Origin of the sequence: Nonomuraea fuscirosea (assembly GCF_035917475.1) — a bacterium.
Lineage (GTDB): Bacteria > Actinomycetota > Actinomycetes > Streptosporangiales > Streptosporangiaceae > Nonomuraea > Nonomuraea fuscirosea.
The window spans coordinates 10,876,221-10,895,748 of the sequence record NZ_CP109074.1 but is presented as its reverse complement, the minus strand read 5'-3'; the positions used below and the strand labels follow the sequence as shown (position 1 = coordinate 10,895,748).

The following is a 19,528-nucleotide window of genomic DNA, read 5'->3' as shown; positions in this document are numbered from 1 at the left end:
ACCCTAGCGGTATCGCCGTCGCGGCATCCCCCTGGGGCCTCACCTCACGACTGACGCTCTTCGCCGGAAAACGCGCCCAGGATCCCTTTTCAGGTTGTTATTCGGGAATTGTCCACATAAGGAGATTCTCCGGTGCCGACGGGGCGGTGAAAGAGAAATCACCGCCCCGGCGACTTTTCGTCAGCGGGCCGTCATGGCCCCGTCCACCGCCATCGGCAGCCCGGTGACGAACGAGGCGGCGTCGGAGCTGAGCCAGGCGATCGCCTCGCCGATCTCCGGCGGGTTCGCGTAGCGGCCGACCGGGTGGTAGGCCGCCGTCTGCTCCAGCGTCATGATGCCCTGCTCGATGAGGTCGTCCACCATCTGCGTCCGCACCGCGCCGGGGCACACGGCGTTCACCCTGATGCCCGAGGTGGCGTACTCCAGAGCGGCCGCCTTGGTCAGCCCGACGACGCCGTGCTTGGCCGCGATGTACGGCGACACGAACGGCGCCTCGATGCCCACCAGCCCGGCCACCGAGGCCACGTTCACGATGGAGCCCGAACCCTGCGCCACCATCTGGGCCAGCTCGTGCTTCATGCACCACCAGACGCCCTTGAGATTGACCTCGAACGAGGCGTCGAAGGACTCTTCGCTCACCTCGTGGAAACGGCCGTCGCCCGCCGTGTCCACGCCGGCGTTGTTGACCGCGCAGTCCAGGCGGCCGAACCGCTCCACGGTGAAGGCCACCATGTCCCTGACCTCGCCGGAGCGCCGTACGTCCGCCCGGACGAAGGCGGCCTCGCCGCCGATCGCCTCGACCTCGGCGACCGTACGCCGGCCGCCTTCCTCGTTGATGTCGGCGACCACGACCTTGGCCCCGTGGCGGGCGAACACCAGCGCCGTCGCGGCGCCGATGCCCGACGCCGCGCCCGTGATCAGTGCCGCTCTGCCGTCAAGGAGAGAACCTGCCATTTGCGAGCGACTCCAAGATTGTTCCTAAGGACAGAAAGGGGCACCGTACTTCGAGCTGATCAATATGTCGAGAATGTAGGCAACCAGATGACCACATGGAGTGAAATGTCGTAAGATCCGGTGTCACTCGCCCCGCGATCATGGAGGTCGGGAACCGGTCGTCGCTACGCGTTCGGCCCCGTCGGGTTCGCGGTGACCGTGATCCACTCGCCGACGAGGAACTCAAGATGTCAGCATCGGTACGTACTCGCCATCGCGCGGCACATCCGCGGCTGGGTGATCCCCTGGTCGTCCTGGCGGTCACGGCCGCCGTCACGGGGGCCGCGTCGCTGACGGCGGTCCTCACCGCCCCGGACTCCTCGCGCGGCCACCTGGCCTGGGCCCTCGGCGTCGCGGCCGTCCTGGTCTGCGCCGCGATCACGTTCGCGGCCTCGAACAGACGTCAGATCCAGCAGCTCAGAGGCCGGATCGCGGTCGGCGACGCCGAACTCACCAGGCTCGCCGCCGAGACGCTCCCCGAGACGGTGCAGCTCATCCGCACGGGGATGTCGGCCGAGTCCGTCCTCGCCAAGCTCCCCCGTCCCGCGAACAAGGCGCAGCAGCAGATCCTGCGCTCGTTCGTCAGCGAGGTGAGCAGGGAGGGGCGCGTCCGCGCCGCCACGACCTCCGCCTGCGCCAGCGCCGCCGGCCGGGTGCAGGCCCTGGCCACGAGCATGCTGGCCGACCTGCGCGAGATGGAGGACCGGCACGACCAGATCACGCTCGGCGACCTGCTCAAGCTGGACCACACGACCGCCCAGGCGGGGCGGCTCGCCGACAGCATCGCCGTCCTGACCGGGGCGCGCTCGGGACGGCGCTGGACCAAGCCGATCGTGATGGAGAGCATCCTGCGCGGCGCGATCGGCCGGATCAGCGCCTACCAGCGGGTCCGGGTCCACTCCACCAGCACGTTCGCCATCGCGGGGCACGCCGCCGAGGGCGTCATGCACGCCCTGGCCGAGCTGATGGACAACGCCACCAGCTTCTCCCCGCCGACCGAAGAGGTCCACGTCTACGTGGAGGAGGTCACCGCGGGCGTCGTGATCACGATCGAGGACTGCGGCCTGGTGATGAGCCCGTCCGCGCTGGCCAGGGCGGAGCGGGCCGTCTCGGCCGAACCGCTGGACTTCACCACGCTGTCCGGCTCCCGGCTCGGCCTCGCGGTCGTCGGCTGCCTGGCCCGCAAGCACGGGCTCACCGTCTCCTTCCGCCCGTCCTCCCGCGGCGGCACCGGGCTGGTGGTGATGATCCCGCAGCAGCTCATCAGCCAGAACGTGCCGGCCCCGCAGCCGGTGCCGGCGCAACCCGCCAAGCCGGCCCAGGTCAAGCAGGCCCAGGCCAGGCAGGAGATCCCCGCGCAGGTGTCCCCCGAGCCGGACGGGGAGTTGCACGGCCTGCCGCGCCGCCGTCGGGGACAGACGTTCGCGGCCGCCTCGTCCGCGCAGACGCCGTCCCGTCCGGCCCCCGCACAGGAACCGCGGCGGGCCCCGTCGGACGCCGGCAACAAGTTCAGCGCCTTCCACCAGGCCGGCAAGGCACGACAGAGTCAGGCGAGCGAAGCACGACAGATGGGTGAGGAAGAGACTCGATGAGAACATCGGACCAGGAACTCGCCTGGCTGCTCGAGAACCTCCTGGAGAGGACTCCGCAAGCCAGGTACGCCGTGGTGCTGTCGAGAGACGGCCTGCGACTCTCCCACACCGCCGCGCTGTCCGTGGACCGCGCCGACCAGCTCGCCGCGATCGCCTCAGGGATCCAGAGCCTGTCGTACGGCGCCTCGATCGAGTTCGGCGACGGCACCGGCGGCCTGCGCCAGTCGATGACCGAGTTCCACGGCGGCTTACTGTTCATCGTGGAGGCCGGAGAGGGCGCGCACCTCGCCGTGGTGGCCGGTGACGAGGCCGACCCCGGCGTCATCGGTCACAACATGAACGAACTGGTGGAGCAGATCGGCGAACACCTGACCGCGCCACCTCGTGCGCCACAGACGAGCAGCCGGCACTGATGGCCCCGCGCCTGGAGGACGAGAACCCGGACCGCCTCTACATGGTGACCGGCGGGCGCAGCAACGTGGCCGACGACGGCCTCGACCTGGTCACGCTCATCGTGAGCGAGTGCGACCCCACTCCAGGCATGCAGTCCGAGCATGTCCGGATCCTGCGGATGTGCACGAGTCCGACGGCGGTCGTGGAGATCGCGTCCGAGCTGCGGCTGCCGGTCAGCGTGGTGCGCATCCTGCTCTGCGACCTGCTCGACACGGGACGCATCACCGCGAGGAACCCGCGTCCGGCGCCGGCCGAGTCGCGTCTGCCCGACCCCGACGTTCTCAGACAGGTGCTCGTTGGACTCGAAAATCTCTGAAGCGGCCGCGCGAACTCCCCTGGCGAGCTCCGCGACCACCGGACTCAAGATCGTCATCGTCGGCGGGTTCGGCGTGGGGAAGACCACCATGGTCAGGTCGGTCAGCGAGATCCGCCCGCTGAGCACCGAGGAGACCCTGACCCGGGCCGGCCAGGACATCGACGACCCGCGCGGCGTGGAGTGGAAGTCCACCACCACGGTCGCGTTCGACTTCGGCCGGATCAGCCTGAACCCGGAGATGGTGCTCTACCTCTTCGGCGCGCCCGGCCAGGAACGCTTCTGGTTCCTGTGGGACCGCCTGTTCACCGGCACGCTCGGCGCCGTGGTCATGGTGGACACGCGGCGCCTGGCCGACTCGTGGTACGCCATCGACCGGCTGGAACACCACCGCATGCCGTTCGTCGTGGCCCACAACCGGTTCGGCGAGACCACGCACACCCTCGACCAGATCCGCGAGGCGCTCGACCTCTCCCCTGACGTGCCGCTGGTCTCGTGCGACGCGCGGCAGCGGGACTCCAGCAAGGCCGTGCTGATCACCCTCGTCAACCATCTCTACGCTCTGTCCTCCGCCCGGTAGGTGACCTCATGACTGACTTCACGCAATCCTCCTGGTTCGCCAACCCAGCGGAAGGACCCGACCAGAACGCCTTCGAAGGCGCGTTCCCCATGTACGGCCGGGCCTACCACCAGAACCCCGCCGCCGCCTTCGACGAGATGCGCCGGCACGGGCCCGTGGTGCCGATCCTGCTGGAGGGCGACGTCCCCGGCTGGCTGGTGCTCGGCTACCGCGAACTGCGTTACGTGCTCAGCAACCCGAAGCTGTTCGTCCGTGACTCCCGCTACTGGAACCAGTGGGACAACATCCCGCCCGACTGGCCGCTCATGGCGTACGTCGGCTACCAGCCGTCGATGTTGTTCGAGATCGGCGAGGCCCACGAACGCCGGGCCGGCGCGGTCAGCGAGGCGCTGGCCGCGGCCGACCAGTTCGAGCTGCGCGCCAACTGCGAGCGGGTCACCGAGGGGCTGATCAACACGTTCATCGGCTCGGGCCGGGCCGACCTGATGGCGCAGTACGCCAACCCGATCCCGCTGCTCGTGCTCGGCTCGATGCTGGGCCTGCCGGACGCCGACACCCGCGCCCTGGTCGGCGAGGTCGCCACCACGCTGAACGGCGGCCCGGCCGCCATGGAGGCCTACGGCCGGGTCCAGGCCATCATGACCGGCCTGCTCGAACTCAAGCGCCGCGAACCCGGCCCCGACCTGCCCTCCCGGCTGCTCGCCCACCCCGCGAACCTCACCGACGAGGAGCTCATCCAGGACCTGCTGCTGACCATGACCGCGGGCCACGACCCGACGGCCACCTGGATCGGCAACACCCTGCAGCTCATGCTGACCGACGACCGGTTCGCCATGACCCTGTCGGGCGGCCGGCGCAGCGTCGGCCAGGCGCTGAACGAGGTGCTGTGGAAGGAGGCCCCGGGCCAGATCGCCATCGGCCGCTGGCCGATCATGGACACCCAGGTCGGGGGCCGCCGCATCAAGGCCGGCGACCTGCTCGTCTCCGGCCTGGCCGCGGCCAACCTCGACCCGAAGGTGCGCCCCGACTTCCACGAGGGCTCCGTGGGCAACCACGCGCACATGTCGTTCGGCTACGGCGCGCACGGCTGCCCGCATCCCGCGCCGGAGATCGCCGAGATCATCGCGCACATCGCGGTGGAGACCCTGCTCGACCGGCTGCCCGACGTGGTGCTCGCGGTGCCGCAGTCGTCGCTGGAGTGGCGCTCGTCCATCCAGATGCGCAGCCTGGAGTCACTACCGGTCGAGTTCACCCCCGGCTACCGCATCTGACCCCGTCTCACCGGGCCGGCCGGGGATCAGGGGGCGCCCGTGGTGGTGACCTTGAGCGCGGTCCCGAGGGTGGGGGCCGCCTTCTCGGCCAGTTCGCGGGCGCGGGCCAGGTCCGCCTGCTTCGCGACCACGATGGCGGCTCGATCGGGCATCAGGGTGGCGGCGGCGACGGCGTACCGGGCGGCCACCGCCTGGTAGGCGGCGAGCGCCTCGGTGGGGCGGGCGCCGTCGAAGTCGGTCCCGACCGAGAGCCCCGGCCGGGTGTCGCGGCCCGTGCCGACCTTCAGCGACACCACGTCCGACAGGGGCCGGTGCCGCCCGCCGTCGGTGAGCAGGTCCTCGAACAGGGTCGTCGCGGCGGCGGCGTCGGTCGCGGTGAGCTCGACCCGCCAGCGGACGACCCCCTTCGTGGGCGCGTCGTGCAGGTCGCCGCTCAGCAGCCGGCGGTCGGCCGTCAGTGACCGCCACAGCGCCAGTGCCTCGTCGGCGCGGCGGCGGTCTGCGACGACGGTGAAGGTGACGGTGCCCGCCGCGATCCGGCCGGTGACGTTCCCGTGCTCGGTGACGTACCGCCTCAGGTCGTTCGCCAGCGCGCTCACCCGGTCGGCCGGCGTGCCGTCCCTGAGGGTCAGGGTGCCGGCGGCCGAGCCGGCGAAGGGCAGCGTGTTGTTCTCCGTCGTGTCGATCGTCGTGACGTCCGGCGTTCCGGCCCAGTCCGCGTCGAAGCCGGCGGCGAGTGCGGTGCCCTTGTCGATGGCGCAGCCGCTGGGCATGAGCAGGCCCAGCGCCAGCGCGATGATCGGAAGGGACCGCCTCGGTCCGTCTCGTCGCAGGGTCTCTCCTTCTGGCGGTGAGCCGACCGGACGATCTCCAGCTCGTGGAGGAGCACCGTAGCAGGTCCCCCGTCATGACGATCGCGAGGCCGTCACGGGGTGATGTCCACCAGGACCTTGCCGACCGTGCCGGCCTCCACCGCGCGGTGGGCGTCGGCGGTGCGGTCGAGGGGGAAGCGGACCAGCGGCAGGCCGTGGTCCTCGCCGACCGGCAGGACGCCGTCGCGGACGGCGGCGGCGACGTCCTCGGCGGCCGCGGTGAGCGCCTGCGTGCCGACCGTGTAGAGCACCAGGAACTGGTAGCGCGTGTTCAGCGTCATGTTCTGCCGCACATCCAGGTTGACCGGCTTGTCGCCGTCGTTGGCGTACGTCGCGATCGTGCCGCGGGTGGCCAGGACAGCCAGGTCCAGGGCGAGGTTCGCCCCGAGCGCCACCTCGGCGACGATGTCGACGCCGTCCGGGGCGATCTCCCGGATCCGGGCGGCCACGTCGCCCTCGCGGTAGTTGATCACGTGGTGGGCGCCGGCGGCGGTGGCCAGCCGGGCCTTCTCCGGGCCGCTGATCGTGCTGATCACGGTGGCGCCGGCCCACCGGGCGAGCTGGATCGCCGCGTGCCCGACCGCCCCGGCCCCGCCCGCGGCGAGCACGACCTTGCCGTCGAGCGCGCCAGGACCCAGCCGGCGCGGCCCGTCCTCGGCGACGGTGAGCGCGCGGTGCGCGGTGAGGGCGGGGACGCCGAGTGCGGCGCCGACGTCGAACCCGGCCGCGTCGGGCAGCGGCACCGCCTGCTCGGCGGACACGACGGTGAACTCGGCGGCGGTGCCGACGGGCCGGCCGACGGTGGCCATGTACAGCCAGACCCGCTGGCCGACCCGGCTCCGGTCGACCCCCTCGCCGACGGCGTCGATCACGCCGGCGCCGTCGAGGTGCGGGGTGACCTCGGGGAAGCTCTTCCTGCTGGTGGCGCCGGAGCGGCTCTTCCAGTCGGTCGGGTTGACCCCGGACACGGCGACCCGGACGCGTACCTCGCCGGGGCCGGGCTCGGGCACGTCACGCTCGACGAGCTGCAGAACGTCGGCGTCGCCGTGGTCGCGGTAGATGATGGCCTTCATATGATGTCTCGTCCTCGTCCTCGGTCTCGTGATCGGTGCGCGCCCCTCGGGCACGGTGATCGTCCGGTGCCTATGTCTTACCCGCCCTGCTCCGATCAGCCGAGCGAAACCTGGCTGGAACGGGATTCGACGGCGTCGAGGGCGGCCAGGGCGGCGGCGTCCAGGGTGATGTCGCCGACCGCGAGGTTGGCCTCCAGGTGGGCGGGGTCGCCGGTGCCGGGGATGAGCAGCACGTTCGGGGCGTGGTGCAGCAGCCAGGCGAGGCCGACCTGGGAGGGCGTGACGCCGAGCGACTCGGCCACGGCGCGGACGGCCGGCGCGTCGGTGACCTTGGGCATGCCGGGGAAGACGTTCCCGCCGAGCGGGAAGAACGGCACCCAGGCGATGCCCTCGGCCGCGCACAGCCGCAGCAGGTCCTCGTCGTCGCGACAGACGAGGCTGTAGGCGTTCTGCACGCAGACGATTCCGGCGGGAACGGCCCGGCGCAGCCCGTCGAGGCCGACGCCGCTCAGCCCGATGCCGCCGATCTTGCCCTCGTCGCGCATCGCGGTCATCTCGGCGAGCTGGTCGTCGAGGTCGACCACCTGATCGCCCTCGGGCGGCAGCCCTGGGCCGGAGTCCGAGCGGCGCAGGTTCACCACGGGGATGTGGTCCACGCCGAGGGTGGCGAGGTTATCCTCGACGCCGGCGCGGAGCTCTTCCGGCCGCTGGGCCAGCCGCAGCGGGATCGGGCCGCCGGGGTTGGCGGTGGCGCCGACCTTGCTGACGATCATGACGTCGTCCCCCGGCCCGACGGCGTCACGGAGGATCTCGTTGGCGTAGCCGTCGCCGTAGAACTGCGCGGTGTCGATGTGGTCGACGCCGCGCTCGATCGCCCGGCGGACGAGCGCCAGGGCCGTGGCACGGTCGCCGCGCAGGCGATCGAGCTGCAGGGCGCCGTAGCCGATGCGCGACACGGTACGGCCGGCGAACGGAGCGGCGCCGCCGGGCCGCGGCGCGGTGTCCGTCTCGCCGGGAGAACTGGTCGAAGGCATGGGTATCCCGTCCCGAAGTAGGATGTCGGAGATAGCGGAGGATCCTCCGTTATCTTTCCCCGACTATAGGGCAATACCGGAGGTTCCTCCACTTTGGCCGCGCTCGAACCGACGCCCGGACCCCAGCGCCCGCTGCGCGCCCACGCCCAGCGCAACCGCGACAAGCTGGTCGCCGTCGCCCGCTCCGCGTTCGCGGCGTCCGACGACACCGTTCCGCTGGAGAACATCGCCCGCGAGGCGGGGGTCGGGATCGGCACCCTCTACCGCCACTTCCCCACCCGCGAGGCGCTCGTGGAGGCGGTCTACGCGGCCGAGCTCGACGAGCTCAGCGCGTGCGTCCCCGACCTGCTCGAACGACTCCCGCCGCAGGTCGCACTACGCGCCTGGATGGAGCGGTACGCGGCGTTCGCGGTGATGAAGCACGGCATGGCCGACGCGCTGCGGGCCGGGCAGGCCGCGGGCCGCATCCCGACCGCCACCACCAGGGAACGCATCACCGCCGCCATCACGGCGTTCCTCGACGCGGGCGCCGCCACGGGCGCGCTGCGCGCGGACGTCGACCCCGAGCAGGTCACCATGATGATCCTCGGGATCTTCCTGGCCACGGCGGCCCTCGACACGCCCGGGCAGATCGGCCGGCTGCTCGACCTCCTCGTGGACGCCCTGCATCCCCAGCCGGCCCGCTGACCCCTCCCCACGGCCGATCGGCATCGCGGTACGCGCGACGTCGTCGCCGGTGGGGTCTCGCGCCGGAAGGGAGCGGACGGCGTCAGCGATCCGGATCGGACGGCTCGGGCGTACGGCCCCCGCTCTTGGGCCGCACCGCGTTCCACAGCCGGGGAGCCAGTGCGGCGAGAGCGAGCAGGCCCAGGAGGAGCAGCAGGTTGCGGACGTAGTCGAGGGGGAGGATCGACGGGTTGTCGGCCCTCCGGCCCAGCGCCAGCACGGTCGGCAGGGTCGCGAGCGTCACCGTGCCGGCCACGATCGCGGCGGCCCGCGCCGCCCGGCCCGTCCGGCGCAGGGCCAGGCCGATCAGCAGGACCACGGGAGCCAGGATCCCGTCATGCGCCACCGCGACGCCGCCGAACCACAGGGCCCAGCCGATCGGGGCGCTGTCCAGGAACAATCCGGTGAAGCCCAGGCCCACCAGGGCGGCGCCGGCCGCGTACAGGACCCACCTCATGCGACCCTCACCGTGCCGATCCACTTGGTCTGCATGACGCCGGGCCGGTTGGGCGCGATCAGCCGCACCGGGTAGCCGTGGTCGGCGTCCAGCGTGCGGCCGTTCAGCTTGAGTGCCAGGAGGGTCAGCGGGTCGTTCCAGTGCGGGGGGCGTACCTCGCTGGTGCGGTAGTAGCCGCTGCGTTCGAGGGACTCGACCGTCAGGAACGCGTCCGGCGCGGCGCCCGCCCGGGTGATCAGGTCACGCAGGCGTACGCCCGTCCACTCGCACTCCACGCTCCAGCCCTCCACGCAGGCGATCGGCAGCCGTACCGTGTGCTGGGGCAGGGCGGCGAGGTCGGCGTAGGCGAGCGACAGCTCCGTCCGCACGGCTCCCGTCACCACCAGCCGGTACGCCGGATCGCCCGGCGCCACCGTCACCCCCGCCGCCACGGCCGACCGGTTGACCGGCACGCCCTGCGGCCCCGCGTCCGGATCGCGCGGGGCCAGCACCGCCAGCCCCTTCAGCGGCGTGACCGCCTCGCCCACCGTGACCAGCGCCGCCACGCCGCACGCGGCGGCGACCGTGCCCAGGAAACGGCGCCGGTCCGGGTCCTCCACGCGTACCCACAGATGCCGCCGCACCTTGGACCACTCGTTGACGGCGTGAACGACGAGCGCGCCGTAGACGATGAAGGCGGTCCAGTAGTGCGCCTGGACGAACCCGAACGGCCACGGGTAGGTGTAAGCGATGTTCAGCAGCCCCGTGACGAGCTGGAACAGCGCGCCCGCGACCAGCAGCAGCACGAACAGCCGCTCGGCCGCGTGTCCCGCGGAGCGGAACGGCGGCCACTGCCACAGCTTCGGGTAGACCGTCCACAACTTGGCCAGCAGCAGCGGGACCGTGGCGATGCCGCCGATGACGTGCAGACCCTGCGTCACCCGGTAGAGGTTGACCGGCCGCGACGGCCACAGCAGCCACGCGGGCGGATGCTGGGTGAAGTGGCTGAAGAGGCCGGTCGCGAAGGCGACGGTGAAGCTGATCCCCAGCCACATCCCCAGCTTGGCCGCCACCCGTTCCGAGCGCAGCCGGCTGGTGAACCTGCCGGGCAACGACCGGCCGAAGGTCACCGCGATGCTTGTCAAGCGCCTGCTCATGTCTCGAAGCCTGACACCGCCGGGCGCTCCGGTGGCCGTCCCGGCCGGTACCGTCCGCGGTCCGTAAGAAGTGCGTCCGGGGCCGCCGCCGGTCCAGCGTGGCGGTCGCGGTCGCCGGGCGGCCGCTGGTTAGTGTGGAGGTGAACGGCCACGTGGGGTGGACGACACCACAACGAGGATCATGACGGCGAAGCTCTTGTCGGTGAACGTCGGGATGCCGAAGGACGTGTCCTGGCAGGGCAAGACCGTGCACACGGGCGTGTGGAAACATCCCGTCACCGGCCCGCGCCTGGTCCGGCGGCTCAACATCGACGGCGACGGCCAGGGCGATCTCCAGGGGCACGGCGGCGAGCAGCGGGCCGTGCTCGTCTACCAGATCCAGTCCTACGCCCACTGGCAGGAGCACTTCGGCCGCTCCGACTTCGAGTACGGCCAGTTCGGGGAGAACTTCACCGTCGACGGGCTGCCCGACGACGAGGTGTGCGTCGGCGACCGCTACCGCATCGGGGAGGCGGAGTTCGAGGTCACCCAGCCGCGGGTCACCTGTTACCGGGTCGGCATGCGACTCGGCGAGCCGGAACTGCCCGCCCTGCTCGTCTCCCATCATCGGCCGGGCTTCTACCTGCGCGTCATCACGGAGGGTGTGGTGCGGGCGGGGGACGACATCGTCAAGACACGGACCGGGCCCGGGGCGCTCAGCGTGGCCGACATCGACGCGCTGCTCTACCTGCCGGGTCGCGACCCGGACCACCTTCGCAGAGCACTCGCCGTCCCGGCGCTCAGCCCGGGCTGGCAGCAGTCGTTTCGCGACATGACCGCCGCCGGGACCGCTGCTGGGGCCGGCGCTGGAGTCGGGGCGCGGGCCGAGGCGTGGCCGGGGTTCCGGCCGCTGCGGGTCACCGGGCTCGTGCACGAGACCCCGTCCGTGCTCTCCGTCGAGCTCGCAGCGGACGACGGAGGCGCGCTGCCCGCCGCCGAGGCCGGGCAGTACCTCACGCTCAGGGTCGGCGGGGCAGGCGATCCGCCGCCGGTACGCAGTTACTCCCTCTCCTCCGCGCCCGGTGCGGCCGCGTACCGGGTGAGCGTGAAACGGGAGGAGTTCGGCCTGGTCAGCCGTTACCTGCACACCGGCCTGCGGGTCGGCGCGGTGCTGGAGGTGGCGGCTCCGCGCGGCGACTTCGTCCTCGTCCCCGAAGCCGGGCCGGTGGTCCTCGTCTCGGCCGGCGTCGGCGCGACCCCGGTCATGGCGATGCTGCACCGCCTGGCCGCCGAGCACACCGCGCGGCCGGTCTGGTGGATCCACGCGGCACGCAACCGCGGCGAGCACCTCTTCGCCCGCGAGGCCCACGCCCTGCTGCACGGCCTGCCCGAAGCCCACGAACACGTCTTCTACACGGCGCAGAACGACGCGACCGACGATGGGGACGGGGTGCGGGCCGAGGTTCATCGGGGACGTCCCACGCTGGAGAGCATGGCGGCGCTCGGGCTGCCCGCCGACGCCACCGCCTACCTGTGCGGTCCCGCCCCGTTCATGGCCGCCATGCGCACGACGCTCACCACGATCGGCCTGGCGGACGACCGCATCCACACCGAGCTGTTCGGCGCGCTCGCCGCGATCAACCCGGGCCTCACGGCCAGGCCGGCGGTGGCGCCGCACCAGCCGCCGGGTGAGCCGGGCACCGAGCCGCTGATCACCTTCGCCCGCAGCGGCCTGTCGGTCCGCTGGTCACCGCGCCACCGTTCCGTGCTCGATCTCGCGGACGCCTGCGACGTGCCGACCCGCTGGTCCTGCCGTACGGGGGTCTGCCACACCTGCACGACGCAACTCCTGGCCGGGGACGTGGAATACGCCCCCGACCCGCTGGAGCCACCGCCCGCCGGCGAAGTCCTCATCTGCTGCGCCAGGCCGCGCCACGACCTGGTGCTCGACCTCTGACGCAGTGACGCTGAGGTACGGCGGCGGATCAGCCCGCCGCGTGCTCGCGGATGTAACGGATCATGCCGGCGACGTCCTCGGGGACGAGGCGGCCGATGGCCCCGCTGGAGTACACGCTGACGATGACCCTGCCGTCAGGGCCGAGCACGAAGCCGGTCGAATCCAGGTAGACGGGATCGGTGTGCACGAACGCGCCCGTCGCCGCCGCGAACGCGGCCGCGTCGGCGCTGTGGCCCACCGGGAACGTCAGGCCGTGCTTGGCGACCAGCTCCTTGGTGGTGGCTTCGTCGTCGACCGAGACCGCGACCACCTTGACGTCCAGCTCGGCGAGCTTGTCCAGCGACCGCTGGAACGCGCGCAGCTGGGCGTTGCAGTACGGGCACCACGAGCCCCGGTAGAAGAGCACCACGCCGAAGCCGCCGGCGAGGGCGTCGGGCAGCCGGAGTTCGTCGCCGCCGGGCAGCGACAGCGTGAGTGCCGGAAATGCGTCACCTGGGTGCAGCAGGCTCGCCGGAGCGGCCTTGCCGTTGACTGAATCGGTCATACCCGGTTGGCGGCGGCCACCGGCGAAGTCTTACCCCTGTGTGACGCTCATCACAGCGATGCCGCCGACCGGACGCCGGCGACATGGCGGTCGGCTCAGTCGTCCTGACCGGTGACCGCGGCCAGCAGGCCCTCGAAGTCGTCCGAGCACGGGCCGCACGCGCGCAGGTGGGCGGCGATGCCGGGGTGGCGCCGTTCGGCCCCGGTGTCCTGCGCCACCAGCTCGACGTAGACGTGGAGCAGTTCCATCGCCTGCGCGCAGCCCACGTCACGCGGGTCGGTCCGCAGGAAGCGGTCCAGCTCAGCCCAGCCGTTCACGATCGCCTCACCATGCCGTCGTCCATGAGACCGTCCGCGGCGAGCGCGGCCCGGAGCTTACGCCTGGCGTCGAACATCGTCTTGTAGATCGCGTTCCGGTTGGTGCCGAGCTCGGCGGCCAGGGCGTCCGGCGGAACCCCGGTGAGCACCAGCGCGACGAAGATGCGGCGTTGCCGTTCGGTCAGCTTCTCCTCGACGGCCCGGCGCAGCGCGACCACCAGATCGCGCCATTCGGACTCGGCGGCCGGGTCGAGCCCGAACCGGTCGGGCAACCGCTCCCAGTCGTCGGTTTCGAGTGGCACACGGGGATTGCGCCAGAAATGCCGGCTGACCTTCGCCGACACCTCCAGAATGACGAACTTGTAGGCCCAGGTCGTGAACCGGCTCTCACCGCGGAAGTCGCCGACCTTGTCGATGATGGCCAGCAGCGCGTCGGCCGCGGCCTGGTGGGCGAGGTCGTCGAGCTCGGGGCCGGTGACGCCGAACCGTGCGCTCCGCCTGCGCACCTCGCTTCTGCCGATGCGCAGGAGCAGCGCGTGCAGCCGCTCGACGGCCGCCCGCCGATCCGGCTCCGAGCCGCGCAGCGCGCGCAGCCACCCGGCCGACTCGGGATCGAGCGAGACGGGGCCGGTCGTGCTCTCGCCTGTCCGGTCGTGTGCCGTCGCCACGCTGCCATGGTAACGGCCCGGCCCTCAGGGCTGAACGTTCTCCAGGTCCGCGAGCAGGCTCGGGTGCTTCGGCTCCCAGCCGAGCGCCTGCCGGGTGTGGGCGCTGGACGAGGGCTGGTCGGCGGCGAAGATCGAGCCGAGCGGGCCGTAGGTCTCCGGCGGCACCGACTCGACCGGCAGGCCCAGCCGGCGGCCGATGACCGCGGCGATGTCACGTACCTGGTCGCCCTCGTCGGCCACGGCGTGCCAGGCCGTGCCGGCCGGCGCCGTCTCCAGGGCGAGCCGGAACAGGACCGCCGCGTCGAGCGCGTGCACGGCCGGCCAGCGCTGGGTGCCGTCGCCCGGGTAGCCGGACACTCCGCTCTGGCGGGCGATGCCGGTGAGCAGGCCGGCGAATCCGCCCGTGCCCTGGTTGTGCACCGTACGCGGCAAGCGTACGGCCGTGCTGCGGACTCCGCGCCCGGCCAGGCCCAGGACCGCCATGACCGCGCGACCGCGACCGCCGACCGGTCCTTCGGTCCACACGGAGTCGGTCTCGGTGGACGCACGGCCCGGCACGTGCGGCGTGCCCGAGGCTACGACGAAGGGACGGTCGCTGCCGGCGAGTTCCTCCCCGAGGGTGGTGAGGGCGGCGCTCTCCTCGGCGACCGCCCGCGTGAGGGCGTCGGCGCTGCTGAAGTCGTTGGCGAAGGCCAGGTGGATCACGCCGTCGGCCTGGCCGGCGCCGGCGCGCAGGACGTCCAGATCGGCGAGACCTCCCCGCAGCGGCTCGGCGCCCGCCTCCTTGGCGGCCTGCGCCGAGGCGTCGGAGCGGGCGAGGGCGAGGACGGTGTGGCCGTGGCCGAGCAGTTCGGCGACGACGGCGGAGCCGATCAGGCCGGTGCCGCCGGTGATGAAGACGCGCATGGAACACTCCCGCAAGTGATGGGACTCTTGTCTCATCACTCTAGCAGGGTGATGGGACCAAGGTCCCATCGCGTTACGATGGAGCACATGGGCCGATGGGAACCAGGTGCGCGCGAACGCCTCGTCGTGGCCGCCGTCGACCTGTTCACCGAGCAGGGATACGACGCCACCACGGTCGCGCAGATCGCCGAGCGCGCCGGAGTCACCAAGAGCACCTTCTTCCGCCACTTTCCCGACAAACGGGAGCTGCTGGTGGCCGGCCAGGAGACGCTGAGCCGGCTGCTGGCCGAGGGGATCGCCGAGGCACCCGCCGACGCCAGCCCGCTGGAGGCGGTCGCGGCCGGTCTCCGGCGCGCGTCGAGCACGATGGGCCCGGCGAACCGCGAGTTCGCCCCCCGGCTGAAGGCGGCCATCGCCGCCAGCGGCGAGCTGCAGGAACGTGACGCGCTCAAGTCCGTCAGCCTCGCGGCCGCGATGACCACCGCACTGGTCGCGCGCGGCGTGCCCGACCCGATCGCGGCGCTCGCGGGCGAGCTGGGCGTGCTCGCCTTCAAGCGCGGCTACCAGGAGTGGTCGGAGGGCGAACGCGACGGCGACGACGACCTGGCCGGCTACGCCCTGGCCGCCCTGGACGACCTGCGCGCGGCCAGCGCGGCACTGGGCTGACCCGCTCGCCTGACGCGGCGTCGCCGACCGGAAGCAACCACGCCGCCGAACGGGGCGATCACCGCCGGCTGTGCGCGCCGGCGACGCTGGTGGCCCGTTCGTCCCGGCACGCGACCGGGTCCGCTTCCGCCGACTCCACCGCTTCCGTCGCCGTGGGGACGTGAGCCCGTACGGCGAAGCCGCCGTCCGTCTGCCGGTCCGCGCTGAACGCGCCGCCCAGGGCCTCGACCCGGTCGCGGAGCCCGGGCAGGCCGCGCCCGCTTCCGCCGGGCGAGCCGGACCGCGAGCCGGTGCCGTCGTCGGCGACCTCCACCTCGATCGCCTGCGCGCCATGGCGGACGCGAACCGCTGTGGGGGCGCCGTGGGCGTATTTGAGGGCGTTCGTCAGCGACTCCTGCACCACCCGGTAGATCACGAAGTACGCGCCGCCGGACGGCTCCGCGGCCGCGCCCTCCTCGGTGAACTCCACCGGCTGCCCGGCCTGGCGCGTCTGCTCCACCAGGGCCCGCAGGTCGCCGGCCGCCGGCGTCTCGGCGCCGGAGTCGTGCTCGGGGTCGAGCACGTCGAGCATGTGCCGCAGGTCGGTGATGGCCCGCCGGCCGGTGTCGGTGACGGCGCCGAGGATCTCGTCGAGCCGGTCTGGCGCGCCGGTCAGGTAGCGGGCGGCCTCGGCCTGGACGACGATCGCGGTCACGTGGTGGGTCACCACGTCGTGCAGCTCGCGGGCGATGCGGGTGCGTTCGGCGGTACGGGTGGCCTCGGCGACGTGGCGACGGCGTTCGGCCTCGACGGCCCTGGTGTTGCGCAGCCAGGCGCCGACGCCCCAGGCGAGCACCATCGACAGGTAGAGCAGCGCGTGGTTGGCCGGCGTCTCCTGCCCGCCGGCCAGGTCGAGCGCGTACGCGAACCCCACGTACGCGAGCGACAGCAGAACCATCGTGACACGCCGCCCCCGGCGCAGATGAGCCCCCGCGCTGACGAGCGCGAAGGGCAACGCGGTGCCCCCCAGCGAGTGGAAGGCGAAGACCTGGTCCAGGGTGAAACCGATGGACACCAGGGCGACACAGACGACCGGCCACCGGCGGCGCACGGTCAGCGGCAGGCACTCCAGGGCGACGACCAGGATGGCCAGCGCGTCATAGGGCCGAGTGGGCAGGCTGCCGATCTGGGTGCCGTTGCCCTGGAACTCCGGTAGGAGCGGGACCACGGTCAGGAGCAGCGCCACCGGGAAATCTCGTGCCGTGACGTCGCACCGCCGCCACAGCTCCTTGACTCGCCGCGTATCGATCACTGGTCGAGCCTAGTAAAGAAGTGGTCAAGTGAGGGAGCGGACGGCGTTGTTCACCGGTTTCGGTCGCCCCTCTCGGCGTCAGGGGTGTGACCCGATCAAGGGCCACACCCCCAAGGCTCCTAGCAGCGCGTCTGCGAGGTGATCGTGATGGGGACGGACTGGGTCTCCTTCCCGCTGTAGGCGACCAGCGTCGGGGTGTAGACGCCGACCGGGAGCGGGGCGATCGAGATCTGCAGCCAGCCGTTGATCGTCGTCGCGCCGTTCTCAGGGTTGGGGTAGTTGGAACCGGGCGGGATCGCGTCGTCCGTGCTGGTCGTGCCGGGCGGCAGGTTCCGCAGCCCGACGTGGACCGTCTTCGACCACTTCCCGACGACCGCGGCCACGAAGTACGTATTGGGGTGGCCGAAGTCCGACGTGACGCACATCCGCTGTTCGAGGTCGCGCAGCTCCCAGCTCGACGCCGAGGCGGGGGTGCTGCCGGCCAGCGCCAGCACCAGCCCGGCCGTCGCGCCGATGGCGAGCTTGGCGGCTCGGTTGCTCGTTCTCACGGCTGCCTCCTTGGTGCTTGTGCTGTGGATGGCTTACGTGTGAATTATTGAGCGTTTGACGATCTCTGTAAAGTTTCTCTTTTCGAGCGAAACTTTCGGAGTCAGCCGGCCAGCGCCGCGACGCTCTCGATGGCCTTGACGGCGACCTCGGGCTGGTCGACGTAGATGTAGTGCTCGCTCTTCTCGGCCGTGGTCAGCTTGCTGCTGGTGGACAGGGCGAGCCAGCCCCGCTGGCCCGCGGACCAGGCCTTCTCCAGCTTCGGCCCGTACGTGGGCAGCGCGGCGAGGTACGGCTTGCCGTGCTTGATCACCTCGACCGGGATGTCCCCGGCGGACTGCACCTTCCCGTCCGGGACGACGAGCTTCTCCGGGTTCTGCCCCGCGAAGACGGCCAGGTTCTGGGCGCGAAGTTCGGCCGCCGGGCCCTTGGCGGAGGCCGGGATGGCCTTCCTGATGTCGGCGGACATCGTGGACGGGGTGGCGTCCATCAGCACCAGGCCCTTGATCCGGTCCTTGTGCTCGGGGGCGTACCTGGCGGCGATCAGACCGCCCAGCGAGTGACCCGCGAGCACGACCGGCGCCTCCCCGGCGACCCGGTCGAGCACCCCGGTGAGCACCTTTCCGCTGCTCGCGAAGGTCTGCGGGTCGTCGGGCTGGTCGCTCGCCCCCGAGCCCAGCCGGTCGTAGGAGCAGACCCGGTTCTTGCCGCTCAGCGTCTTCTGCAGCGCCGCCAGCTTGTCCACCCCGTCACCGGCCCCGTGCAGCAGCACGACGACAGGCTTGCCCTCGGCCGCGTCGCCCGCGCACGACACGTTCACCGACTTGCCCTCGATCTTGATCTTCTGGGTGCCGTCGATCAGGTCGGCGCCGGCCTTCTTCTCGCCGTCGGCCTTCTCGGTGCCGGCGAGGGGGTCCCAGTCGTCCATCGCGTCGCTCTCGCAACCGGCGAGCCCCGCGCCGATCGCGGTGCAGCAGAGTGCGACGACAAGGGACCGCTTGATCTTGCGGAGCATTCGAGTCCTCCAGGGAGAGAAGTGACACCGGGACGGTTCACACGGCGGTGGGATCCGGCCGGAGCGCGGCGGCCATGCCGCTACGCTACGGATCCGGCCGCCCCGTCAGCGTCACCGCACGGTGGACAATCGCCGGTAGCTCGCACGGGGGACAGCCCCGCCGCCTCAGCCCCGCTTGGCGCGGAACGTCCTGCGATAGGCGCCCGGCGTCGTGCCGAGCAGGTTGACGAAGCGCCGGCGCAGGTTGACGGCCGAGGAGAGACCGACGCGTCTGGCCACGGCGTCCAGCGGCAGATCGGAGGATTCGAGCAGGTCCTGGGCCGCCGCGACGCGCCGCGACAGCAGCCACTGCCCGGGGCTGATGCCGAGCTGTTCGATGAAACGCCTGGTCAGGGTGCGCGCCGAGACGCCCGCGTGCGCGGCCATGCTCTCCACGCTCACCGCCTCACAGAGCCGCCCGCTCACCCAGTCGAGCAGCGGCGCGAGCGTGCCGTCGATCTGCGCGGGACGCGCGGGCGCCGAGTACTGCAACTGGCCGCCCTCGCGGTGGGGCGGCATCACCATGGTGCGCGCGACGTGCGCGGCGTAGCGGGCGCCCAGGTCGTGCCGGACCAGATGCATGCACAGGTCGAGGCCGGCGCCCGCGCCGGCACTGGTCGCGACGTCGCCGTGGTCCACGTACAGGACGTCGGGCTCGACCCGTACGTACGGGAACCGCGCCGCGAGCTGGTCCGCCAGCGCCCAGTGCGTGGTGGCCCGGCGTCCCTCCAGCAGACCGGCGTGCGCGAGCGCGAAGGCGCCCGAACAGATGCTGACCATTCGCGCCCCGCGCGCGTGCGCCCGGCGCAGGGCCGCGACGACCGCCGGCGAGGGCGGCTCGGTGGCCGGCAGCCAGCCGGGGACGATCACGGTGTCCGCGCCGTCGAGCGCGTCGAGCCCATCGGTCACGAGCATGTCGTAACCGGCGTGCGTCTCGACCGGCCCGGGACGCTCGGTGCACACACCGAAGGCGTACCGGGTGGGCAGCCCGGCCCGCTCGATCCCGAACACCTGGGCCGCGCAGGCGAGCTCGAAGGTGGACTGTGGTGGCCGGACCAGCGCCACTACCCGGTGCATGTCAGAAAAGTACCTCATGATGT

Annotated in this window: 22 protein-coding genes; 8 read left to right on the top strand and 14 right to left on the bottom strand. The window is 71.9% G+C overall.

Annotation, left to right across the window (positions count from 1 at the left end):
* Window positions 1-180 precede the first annotated feature (180 nt).
* A complete protein-coding gene (locus OIE67_RS50215) occupies window positions 181-954 on the bottom strand; it encodes a glucose 1-dehydrogenase (protein ID WP_326633985.1) in 774 nt (257 codons plus the stop codon).
* Between the two features lie 227 nt (window positions 955-1,181).
* On the opposite strand from OIE67_RS50215, the gene OIE67_RS50210 reads away from it, so the two are divergent.
* Genes OIE67_RS50210 through OIE67_RS50190 form a run of 5 tightly spaced genes read left to right on the top strand, consistent with a single transcriptional unit; the run spans window position 1,182 to window position 5,202 of the window.
* Window positions 1,182-2,585, top strand: a complete 1,404-nt coding sequence (locus OIE67_RS50210) for an ATP-binding protein (RefSeq protein ID WP_326633982.1) — start codon at window positions 1,182-1,184, stop codon at window positions 2,583-2,585.
* Window positions 2,582-2,998 (top strand): roadblock/LC7 domain-containing protein, encoded by a 417-nt coding sequence (locus OIE67_RS50205; RefSeq protein WP_326633980.1) that lies wholly within the window; start codon window positions 2,582-2,584, stop codon window positions 2,996-2,998. The genes OIE67_RS50210 and OIE67_RS50205 overlap by 4 nt, the downstream gene beginning before the upstream one ends.
* On the top strand, window positions 2,998-3,354 hold the full coding sequence (locus OIE67_RS50200; protein ID WP_326633978.1) for a DUF742 domain-containing protein: 357 nt from the start codon (window positions 2,998-3,000) through the stop codon (window positions 3,352-3,354). The genes OIE67_RS50205 and OIE67_RS50200 overlap by 1 nt, the downstream gene beginning before the upstream one ends.
* Window positions 3,335-3,931 carry a GTP-binding protein gene (locus tag OIE67_RS50195; RefSeq protein WP_106241437.1) on the top strand — a complete coding sequence of 199 codons (597 nt, stop codon included), beginning with the start codon at window positions 3,335-3,337 and terminating at the stop codon, window positions 3,929-3,931. Before OIE67_RS50200 ends, OIE67_RS50195 begins: the two co-directional genes overlap by 20 nt.
* Window positions 3,932-3,939: 8 nt before the next feature.
* Window positions 3,940-5,202, top strand: a complete 1,263-nt coding sequence (locus OIE67_RS50190) for a cytochrome P450 (RefSeq protein WP_326633976.1) — start codon at window positions 3,940-3,942, stop codon at window positions 5,200-5,202.
* Window positions 5,203-5,228: 26 nt separating this feature from the next.
* Here OIE67_RS50190 and OIE67_RS50185 read toward each other — a convergent pair whose 3' ends face one another.
* From OIE67_RS50185 to OIE67_RS50175, 3 genes are all read right to left on the bottom strand, one after another.
* Window positions 5,229-5,975: a hypothetical protein gene (locus tag OIE67_RS50185; protein WP_326633974.1), complete on the bottom strand. Its 747-nt coding sequence runs from the start codon at window positions 5,973-5,975 to the stop codon at window positions 5,229-5,231.
* A gap of 152 nt (window positions 5,976-6,127) precedes the next feature.
* Window positions 6,128-7,147: an NADPH:quinone reductase gene (locus OIE67_RS50180; RefSeq protein ID WP_326633973.1), complete on the bottom strand. Its 1,020-nt coding sequence runs from the start codon at window positions 7,145-7,147 to the stop codon at window positions 6,128-6,130.
* Window positions 7,148-7,242: 95 nt separating this feature from the next.
* Window positions 7,243-8,181 carry an aldo/keto reductase gene (locus tag OIE67_RS50175; protein ID WP_326633971.1) on the bottom strand — a complete coding sequence of 313 codons (939 nt, stop codon included), beginning with the start codon at window positions 8,179-8,181 and terminating at the stop codon, window positions 7,243-7,245.
* 93 nt (window positions 8,182-8,274) lie between these two features.
* On the opposite strand from OIE67_RS50175, the gene OIE67_RS50170 reads away from it, so the two are divergent.
* Window positions 8,275-8,868 carry a TetR/AcrR family transcriptional regulator gene (locus tag OIE67_RS50170; RefSeq protein ID WP_326633969.1) on the top strand — a complete coding sequence of 198 codons (594 nt, stop codon included), beginning with the start codon at window positions 8,275-8,277 and terminating at the stop codon, window positions 8,866-8,868.
* Between the two features lie 82 nt (window positions 8,869-8,950).
* On the opposite strand, the gene OIE67_RS50165 is transcribed toward OIE67_RS50170, so the two are convergent.
* Window positions 8,951-9,364, bottom strand: coding sequence for a hypothetical protein (locus OIE67_RS50165; protein WP_326633967.1), 414 nt, complete (start codon window positions 9,362-9,364; stop codon window positions 8,951-8,953).
* Window positions 9,361-10,500 (bottom strand): molybdopterin-dependent oxidoreductase, encoded by a 1,140-nt coding sequence (locus OIE67_RS50160; RefSeq protein ID WP_326633965.1) that lies wholly within the window; start codon window positions 10,498-10,500, stop codon window positions 9,361-9,363. The genes OIE67_RS50165 and OIE67_RS50160 overlap by 4 nt, the downstream gene beginning before the upstream one ends.
* 181 nt (window positions 10,501-10,681) lie before the next feature.
* On the opposite strand from OIE67_RS50160, the gene OIE67_RS50155 reads away from it, so the two are divergent.
* Window positions 10,682-12,436, top strand: coding sequence for an MOSC and FAD-binding oxidoreductase domain-containing protein (locus OIE67_RS50155; RefSeq protein ID WP_326633963.1), 1,755 nt, complete (start codon window positions 10,682-10,684; stop codon window positions 12,434-12,436).
* A gap of 28 nt (window positions 12,437-12,464) precedes the next feature.
* On the opposite strand, the gene OIE67_RS50150 is transcribed toward OIE67_RS50155, so the two are convergent.
* The 4 genes from OIE67_RS50150 to OIE67_RS50135 form a co-directional block, all read right to left on the bottom strand.
* A complete protein-coding gene (locus OIE67_RS50150; protein WP_326633961.1) occupies window positions 12,465-12,980 on the bottom strand; it encodes a peroxiredoxin family protein in 516 nt (171 codons plus the stop codon).
* A 95-nt stretch (window positions 12,981-13,075) separates the two neighbouring features.
* Complete coding sequence (locus OIE67_RS50145) at window positions 13,076-13,297, bottom strand: hypothetical protein (protein ID WP_106241409.1); 222 nt, start codon at window positions 13,295-13,297, stop codon at window positions 13,076-13,078.
* Window positions 13,294-13,965, bottom strand: a complete 672-nt coding sequence (locus OIE67_RS50140) for an RNA polymerase sigma factor (protein ID WP_326633958.1) — start codon at window positions 13,963-13,965, stop codon at window positions 13,294-13,296. The genes OIE67_RS50145 and OIE67_RS50140 overlap by 4 nt, the downstream gene beginning before the upstream one ends.
* Window positions 13,966-13,989: 24 nt before the next feature.
* Window positions 13,990-14,871, bottom strand: coding sequence for an SDR family oxidoreductase (locus OIE67_RS50135; protein ID WP_326633956.1), 882 nt, complete (start codon window positions 14,869-14,871; stop codon window positions 13,990-13,992).
* 87 nt (window positions 14,872-14,958) lie between these two features.
* Here OIE67_RS50135 and OIE67_RS50130 point away from each other — a divergent pair, with 87 nt between their 5' ends.
* Window positions 14,959-15,537, top strand: a complete 579-nt coding sequence (locus OIE67_RS50130; protein WP_106241857.1) for a TetR/AcrR family transcriptional regulator — start codon at window positions 14,959-14,961, stop codon at window positions 15,535-15,537.
* 58 nt (window positions 15,538-15,595) lie between these two features.
* Here the strand turns inward: OIE67_RS50130 and OIE67_RS50125 are convergent, their stop codons facing one another.
* The 4 genes from OIE67_RS50125 to OIE67_RS50110 form a co-directional block, all read right to left on the bottom strand.
* A complete protein-coding gene (locus OIE67_RS50125) occupies window positions 15,596-16,828 on the bottom strand; it encodes a sensor histidine kinase (protein ID WP_326633952.1) in 1,233 nt (410 codons plus the stop codon).
* 119 nt (window positions 16,829-16,947) lie between these two features.
* On the bottom strand, window positions 16,948-17,376 hold the full coding sequence (locus OIE67_RS50120; protein WP_326633950.1) for a DUF5980 family protein: 429 nt from the start codon (window positions 17,374-17,376) through the stop codon (window positions 16,948-16,950).
* A 101-nt stretch (window positions 17,377-17,477) separates the two neighbouring features.
* Complete coding sequence (locus OIE67_RS50115; protein ID WP_326633948.1) at window positions 17,478-18,389, bottom strand: alpha/beta fold hydrolase; 912 nt, start codon at window positions 18,387-18,389, stop codon at window positions 17,478-17,480.
* Window positions 18,390-18,554: 165 nt separating this feature from the next.
* Window positions 18,555-19,505 (bottom strand): GlxA family transcriptional regulator, encoded by a 951-nt coding sequence (locus OIE67_RS50110; RefSeq protein ID WP_326633946.1) that lies wholly within the window; start codon window positions 19,503-19,505, stop codon window positions 18,555-18,557.
* Between the last annotated feature and the right edge of the window lie 23 nt (window positions 19,506-19,528).